General features: G+C 36.7%; 6 protein-coding genes. 4 read left to right on the top strand and 2 right to left on the bottom strand.

Translation table 11 applies throughout. The annotated features are described in order from the left end of the window. Positions 1-662: 662 nt before the first annotated feature. Positions 663-1,106, top strand: coding sequence for an RNA-binding protein (locus H4J66_RS13325; protein WP_182175490.1), 444 nt, complete (start codon positions 663-665; stop codon positions 1,104-1,106). Between the two features lie 60 nt (positions 1,107-1,166). Here H4J66_RS13325 and H4J66_RS13320 read toward each other — a convergent pair whose 3' ends face one another. Beyond that, positions 1,167-2,435, bottom strand: coding sequence for a DUF5610 domain-containing protein (locus tag H4J66_RS13320; RefSeq protein ID WP_182175489.1), 1,269 nt, complete (start codon positions 2,433-2,435; stop codon positions 1,167-1,169). A 247-nt stretch (positions 2,436-2,682) separates the two neighbouring features. Between H4J66_RS13320 and trmA the strand changes: the two genes are divergently transcribed. Further along, positions 2,683-3,780, top strand: a complete 1,098-nt coding sequence (trmA, locus tag H4J66_RS13315; protein WP_182175488.1) for a tRNA (uridine(54)-C5)-methyltransferase TrmA — start codon at positions 2,683-2,685, stop codon at positions 3,778-3,780. A gap of 5 nt (positions 3,781-3,785) precedes the next feature. Here trmA and fabR read toward each other — a convergent pair whose 3' ends face one another. Further along, entirely contained in the window at positions 3,786-4,403 is a 618-nt protein-coding gene (gene fabR / locus H4J66_RS13310; protein WP_182175487.1) for an HTH-type transcriptional repressor FabR, read from the bottom strand. Positions 4,404-4,632: 229 nt separating this feature from the next. Here fabR and H4J66_RS13305 point away from each other — a divergent pair, with 229 nt between their 5' ends. Both H4J66_RS13305 and sthA read left to right on the top strand, forming a co-directional pair. Then, the gene (locus tag H4J66_RS13305; protein WP_182175486.1) at positions 4,633-5,751 is read left to right on the top strand and encodes a fatty acid desaturase; all 1,119 of its coding nucleotides are present in this window, start codon (positions 4,633-4,635) and stop codon (positions 5,749-5,751) included. Positions 5,752-5,839: 88 nt separating this feature from the next. Further along, positions 5,840-7,276, top strand: coding sequence for a Si-specific NAD(P)(+) transhydrogenase (gene sthA / locus H4J66_RS13300; RefSeq protein WP_182175485.1), 1,437 nt, complete (start codon positions 5,840-5,842; stop codon positions 7,274-7,276). Positions 7,277-7,278: the final 2 nt, after the last annotated feature.

Here is a 7,278-nt window from a genome sequence, read left to right as displayed (position 1 = left end):
TTAAAGAAAAACTCGTTTACCTAAAGTAAAGAGTTAGATATAAAACCCATTCGTTTATACCTTTGGAGCGTTGCTCCGTTGCTGCAGGCCTTGCCTGAAGCGAGATGCGCATGATACGCTTCTCAGTTTTGATGTCAACGTTTTATTTAATTTAATTTGAAGTTTCTTTTCGAAGATTCAAACCTTATCCATAGAACGTTAAGTTAACTACTTTACCCTAAAGTGATGTAGATAACTTATCAAAACAGCTCTTTCGTGGTTCGTTTTGACTGAACCCCTTGGAACTGGAGCGCATTCTAGACATATTTTGAAAAGGATCAAGTACTATTTTCATCTTTATGTTTGTTTGCTGAAAATAAAAACAATATGGGCAATATACTTCCTAATCGCTCAAAAAACATCAGCAATTATATTCCTCCTATATAATAATCCACTTAAAGTGGCTTATATAAGCACTAAAATAGTGCTTTTAATTAATATGCTTATTTAGTGTAGTAAACTTTTTATTTTTTGCTTAATATAAGTAAGGTGTTATTTGCATATAAATTACACTTATCTTTTTTACAACTTTGTACTTTGTACAATATTCAAGGCTGGGTAGCAGGGACATTGCAATTTAGTTTTTTAATTTAGAATTTAAAATAATAATTAGGTATTCATATATGAAGTCTCCTCAAGGGTTAACATTTATCGTCGCAGTAATATTTGCTGTAATTGCTTACATTTTATCAACTGTTATTGGCAGCTCACCAGAAATTACTGCGATATTAGTTTTAGTAAGTACTTTTATTGCGCCACTTATAGGTTCATCAACTACTGCAGAAAGTGCTGATGAAGAAATAAAAACGTTATATGTAGGGAATCTACCTTACCGAGCAAATGAATCATCGATCAGAGAGTTATTCTCTGAACATGGTCAAGTTCATTCTGTTCGTTTAATGAAAGATAAACATACTGGAAAGCGTCGTGGTTTTGGTTTTGTTGAAATGTCAGCTGATGCGGCTGATGCGGCTGTTACATCGCTTAATGATACTGAATTTCAGCAGCGTACTTTGAAAGTTCGTGAAGCGAAGGAACGTCCAGAAAAAAGTCTCGAAGAAGAATAACCATTATTCTTGGTAAGTTTTCCTAAATAAACCCACGTTAGCGTGGGTTTATTTTATCTATTAGAGCTTAATGTTGTCAGACCTAACCGTATCTATTACTTTATCGAACTTTTCTTTAGCGACTTTATCGTCACCAAACTCAGCTTTAAAGACCGCATCAAGTAACTGACCAAAAGCATCATCATTCTTAGACAATATTTTATCTGCTTGTTCTTGTAGCTGGTTAAACTGATCTAAAAAGTCAATTAAAGGCCTCAGGTCTTTTCCGACACTAGGCGCTAATTTATCATCCAACTCTGCAACTGCTGTATACGCTTGGCTAACATAACTGGTTTTTGTTTGCTGCAAGTCCATACTAAAACTAGTTATCTGTTTATTATCAAAGCTAAGTTCAACTGCTTTTTCAAAAGCTTTATTAACATCGCCATTAAAGAAGTCTTTTTGTAGTGAATTTACGTCTTTAATTAATGCTTCGATGGCTGCTTTTTCATCATTATCAAGTTCCCCCTCTACGCTATAAGAAAAGTTAATTTCATGATACTGACTACTGGTACTACTATAATTTGTCGATCCCCCTTGGCTACTCTCTTGATACTGGTAAGCTTCTTTACTGGCATATTCTTGTAATTCGCTAAATGATATTGAAACGACATCACCGTCAGTAGTGGTAATACTCAGCTCACTACCTTTTGAATTGCTTGTGTATAATTCGCTATCAATTGCTGTAGACCTGATACTTGGCGTTAACTCCGCTATCTTCTCATTCGATTTATTGGCTGGAGGAAACATTTGTTCATAAAGGTCGTCAATCCCCTTATTAATAAGCGTACGACTTTTTTCTATACCTTGGTTTAAGTCATCGTCAAGCATGGCGAGATCTTTTAAATCGCCTTTTGCTTGATCAATACCTAAATTCGCCCCAGCACGCCCCTGCTCAAACATCTCTTTCAACTTATCCTCACTCACTCCATTTGCTTGGGCAGCTAAAATACTAGAGCTAACAAAGTCCATAACATTACGAACCACTGCTTCGAAATCAAAAAGGCTAGTTGCTGGTTCGCTTTCACTTAACGCTGTTTTGCTGATATCACTCATCACTACATTAGTTGCTTGTGGTCTATCGGTAATCTTTTGAAAATTTGCTGAAATCTGACTAGAAATTGATTGAGATATAATTTTCATTGTAATGGCAGCACGATGGTTTAATGCCAGTGTATTAACTGACTCTGCTGGCATTTCTCGTTTAACGACTTCATTATTTGCTGGTTCACTTTTACGACTTTTCCCTACATAATTCGGCAACCTTGTCTGATTATCAATTTTATTCATTGTTACTCTCCGGTGTCTAATTAAATTTTAATTAGACACAATCAAAGATCTAAAGATCCTTAAATTTAATATGGCTATTATATCGGCATTTTTTCGTAAAACTTTAGGAAAAACTCAGTCTCTTGTAAGAAAATTATAGACAAATGACTAGACAAAGTAATCACAATCGCTAAACTCAGCGCCTCTGTAATACTCACTATAGTTGAGTATAATATTGTTTAATTTTTTCTACGTTTAAGGCTTATATATGTTTAGTCACATTGCACCACAATTTTATGATAAACAACTTGATAACAAACAGGATGATATCGCTAAATTGTTTAGTGATTTTGACTTACCAAATTTTGATGTTTTTCGATCAGAGCCATTAAACTATAGATTAAGAGCAGAGTTTAGAGTCTGGCATGACAATGATGACTTATTTTATATTATGTTTAATAGTGAAACGAAAGAAAAGTATCGCGTCGACACTTTCCCCGTTGCCAGTAAACTAATTAATCAAGCCATGAAAGCCTTGCTTGACGAAATTAAAGATAAACCTTCACTTCGTCATCGATTATTTCAAGTCGATTTTTTATCAACACTCAGTGGCGAGCTTTTAATAAGCTTGTTGTATCATCGACAATTAGATGAAGAGTGGCTAAGTGATGCAGCAACACTAAAAACGACCCTTTCAGCAATAGCCCCTGTTGATATTATTGGCCGTGCTAAAAAACAAAAATTTATCCTTGATAAAGATTATGTCACTGAGAAGTTAACTGTTGGCGATAAAACTTATATCTACGAGCAAGTAGAAAATAGTTTTACACAGCCTAATGGGCACGTTAATGAGCAAATGCTACTTTGGGCAAAGCAAGGCACACAAAATATCGATGGTGACTTAATAGAACTCTATTGTGGTAATGGTAACTTTAGTATCGCACTCGCTGAAAACTTTGATCGGGTTTTAGGGACTGAAATATCGAAAACGTCAGTAAAATCAGCACAAAATAATATCGCCGCAAACCAGTTAACCAATGTTGATATAATAAGAATGTCCAGTGAAGACTTTAGTCAAGCCATGAACGGTGAGCGAGTATTTCGTCGTTTAGAAGGTTTCGATCTCAAAAGCTATAATTACGATACCGTATTAGTTGATCCACCAAGAGCAGGCCTTGACCCTGATAGCGTAGAGTTAGTTAGCCGATTTGAACGTATTGTCTATATCTCATGTAATCCTGAGACATTAAAAGAAAACTTAGTTGAACTAATAAAGACACACAATATTGAAAAATTTGCGTTATTTGATCAGTTTCCATATACCCACCATGTTGAAACAGGTGTGATACTTTCACGTAAAAAGTAAAATTTTTACTTTTTTACTCCCCTATTGCTAAATTCAGCAGCTCCCCGTGCTATAAAGCGCAGCTGCTGAATGGTTCGCATTGATATTTGTCGACGATCCTCTTTATCAACATCTAACGCATCAGAACCAGCACTAAATACGATAGTCACCGCTGCATCGGCTTGTAAAAAAGCCACATCTGCATTCAACTTATTTGCTTGCTGTAGATAATCACATAATTCTAAAGTGAAATAACGCACTTCTCGATTTACCGCCGCTCGAAAAGCAGCTGATGTTCCAGAACGCTCTCGTAATAATAAGCGAAATATATTACCATTACTTTCAATAAACTCCATAAAGGTGACGACAGATATTTGAATGACAGAACCGCCTTTTTCAATACGTTGGCGAGCTTGTCGCATTAATTGACGCAAAGTTAAACCCGCTTCATCGACCAGCGTTAAACCTAGTTCGTTCATATCAGAGAAATGTCGATAAAATGATGTTGGTGCTAAGCCAGCCTCTTTAGCGACTTCCCGTAAGCTTAAACTCGAAAAGCTACGCTCACTACTTAACTGCCCAAGAGCAGCATCAATTAATTGCCGACGTGTTTTTTCTTTTTGCTGTGCCCGGATCCCGCTCATGACTTCATTAACCTATACTTTAGCCTGTTTATATCATACTGAATTTTCATCTATTTACTAGAAACTTGATCACTAACATCGACATTTAAATACAGTATTATCGATTAAAGATAAAAAATTTAATAAAAATTACCTTGACTGAAAAGTGATCAAAGTTAAAATAGAGTACACGTGTACACTGAAATAATTTACTTAGTGTTTGTTTTTTTACTGATGGAATTCTTATTACATGAATAAACCTAAAATCGTTTGGCTAAATTTTAGTGTGTTTTTAATTACCTTTTTAGTTGCCGCAATTGGCGTCCCGTATCGTGCAATAACACACGGTTTTGATACCACTGAACTTGTAGTAGCACTATGCTGCTTTATCTATTGTGGTATGTCTATTACTGCTGGCTATCACCGATTATGGTCGCACAAAAGCTATCAAGCACATGCTTCGCTACGTTTCATTTTTGCACTAGGTGGTGCATTTGCCTTACAAAATAGTATATTACATTGGGCTTCTGATCATAGAGTTCATCATAAGCATGTCGATAATAATGACAAAGATCCCTATTCAGCTAAAAAAGGCTTTTGGTATTCACATATCGGTTGGATGCTGCGTGAGTATCAAGCGCATCGATATGCTAATTACGACAATACCCGTGATTTACAAAAAGACGCTATTGTAATGTGGCAGCACAGAAATTATTTGTTGCTAACAATATTGATGAACTTTGGTGTACCTATTTTATTTGGTTTATGGCACGGCGATATTATTAGTAGTTTACTTTTAGTCGGTTTCTTGCGACTAGTGTTAAGCCATCACACTACTTTTTTCATTAATTCTTTGGCACATATCTGGGGGAAACAAACTTACACAGAAAGAAATACTGCACGAGATAATGGCTTTCTTGCTTTTTTAACCTTTGGTGAGGGCTATCATAACTATCATCATATTTTTGAAAATGATTATCGTAACGGCATTCGTTGGTGGCAGTTTGATCCAACTAAATGGTTGATTAAAGGTTGTGAATTTTTGAAGCTTACCTCAAAACTGCGGACTTACCCAGATGACAAAATTGAAAAAGCGCGCTTAGCTATGGTACTTAAACGTAGCCAGAAGAAGTTACTCTCTCATCCAAATGCGGAACAAATGCGAGAAAAACTACAGCAAGAATATGATTTACTCATTAGTAGAATTAATGACTACTATGATGTGCGTAAAAAATTACTTGCCAGTAGGCGCGATAAATTAATCGCCGACGTTGAGAGCTCTGAATTAGCAGCGCAATACCAAGAATTTAAGCAGCACTTGGCAGACCAACAACAGCATTTTCAACGCTTATTAACCCAACTGGCATAAACCCCTTAGATTAATAAGCTTTTACATGGTCAGACGTCTAAATTCCTGCTAAAATTTTTTTATCTTAGTAGGAATTTAAGGCAAGATTTTGGCAACTCAAAATAAAGCTAAAACGAAGAAGAAAACAAATAACGATTACGATTACGATGCAATAATTATAGGTACCGGACCCGGTGGCGAAGGTACGGCTATGGAGCTATCTAAAAAAGAAAAACGTGTTGCTATTGTTGAACGATATAAAGACGTTGGCGGTGGTTGTACGCATTGGGGAACTATTCCTTCAAAAGCTTTACGTCAAAGTGTTAGCCGACTCATTGAGTATAACGCGAGTCCACTTTTTAGAGGGCATGAAAAAGCAAAACACTTAACGTTCCCAGCTATTCTTAAACATGCCTCTTCGGTTATTCGTAAACAAGTTCAGTTACGCAGTGGCTTTTATGATCGTAACCGCGTTGAACTGATTTCGGGTGAAGCATCTTTTATTGATGCCCATACGCTTAGAATAGTGAATAACGAAGGCGCTATTGAGCAAATTACGGCAAAGCAAATTGTTATTGCTACGGGTTCACATCCCTATCGACCTAAAGATATTGATTTTAACCATCCGCGAGTCTATGACTCAGATACCATCTTATCGCTTAAGCATGATCCCCGTTCTATCATTATTTATGGTGCTGGTGTTATTGGTTCCGAATACGCCTCTATATTTAGAGGTTTAGGTGTAAAGGTAGATTTAATTAATACCCGAGATAGACTGCTTTCTTTTTTGGATGCTGAAATGTCTGATTCACTCAGCTACCACTTATGGAATAATGGTGTAGTGATCCGTCATGGCGAAGCGATTGCACGAGTTGAAGCATCCGACGACTCTGTGGTTGTTCATTTAGAATCGGGTAAAAAAATGCGCGCCGACTGTTTACTCTTTGCTAATGGGCGAACAGGTAATACCGCCGACTTAAAAGTTGAAAATGCAGGGTTATCAGCAGATGGGCGTGGGCAACTAAAAGTCAACGATCAATATCAAACCAGTGTCGACAATATATATGCGGTAGGTGATGTCATTGGTTACCCAAGCTTAGCCAGTGCCGCTTATGATCAAGGCCGGTTAGCGGCTTCAGCGATGATAGATCACCAAAGTACAGCAAAACTTATTGCTGATATTCCTACAGGTATCTACACGATTCCAGAGATAAGCTCTGTTGGTAAGACAGAACAAGAACTGACCGCGGCAAAAATTCCGTATGAGGTTGGTCGCGCCCAGTTCAAACATTTAGCAAGAGCACAAATATCAAATAGTTTAGTCGGTTCACTGAAGATACTTTTTCACAGCGAAACTAAAGAAATTTTAGGTATTCATTGTTTTGGTGAAAATGCGGCTGAAATCATTCATATTGGTCAAGCAATTATGCAACAAACCAATGGCGGTAACACCATTGAATACTTTGTTAATACCACGTTTAATTATCCAACGATGGCTGAGGCATTTCGTGTTGCTGCATTGAATGGTTTGAATCGTTTATTTTAATA

The organism is Colwellia sp. MB3u-55 (genome assembly GCF_014076785.1).
GTDB lineage: Bacteria > Pseudomonadota > Gammaproteobacteria > Enterobacterales > Alteromonadaceae > Colwellia_A.
The sequence above is the reverse complement of the archived record's forward strand: the minus strand, read 5'-3'. Positions and strand labels throughout refer to the sequence as shown.

What these genes read in the sequence shown, in the direction of transcription:
- fabR (WP_182175487.1), bottom strand. Translation starts at nt 4,403, where the DNA reads ATGAGCGGGATCCGGGCACAGCAAAAAGAAAAAACACGTCGGCAATTA.
- H4J66_RS13320 (WP_182175489.1), bottom strand. Translation starts at nt 2,435, where the DNA reads ATGAATAAAATTGATAATCAGACAAGGTTGCCGAATTATGTAGGGAAA.
- H4J66_RS13305 (WP_182175486.1), top strand. Translation starts at nt 4,633, where the DNA reads ATGAATAAACCTAAAATCGTTTGGCTAAATTTTAGTGTGTTTTTAATT.
- H4J66_RS13325 (WP_182175490.1), top strand. Translation starts at nt 663, where the DNA reads ATGAAGTCTCCTCAAGGGTTAACATTTATCGTCGCAGTAATATTTGCT.
- trmA (WP_182175488.1), top strand. Translation starts at nt 2,683, where the DNA reads ATGTTTAGTCACATTGCACCACAATTTTATGATAAACAACTTGATAAC.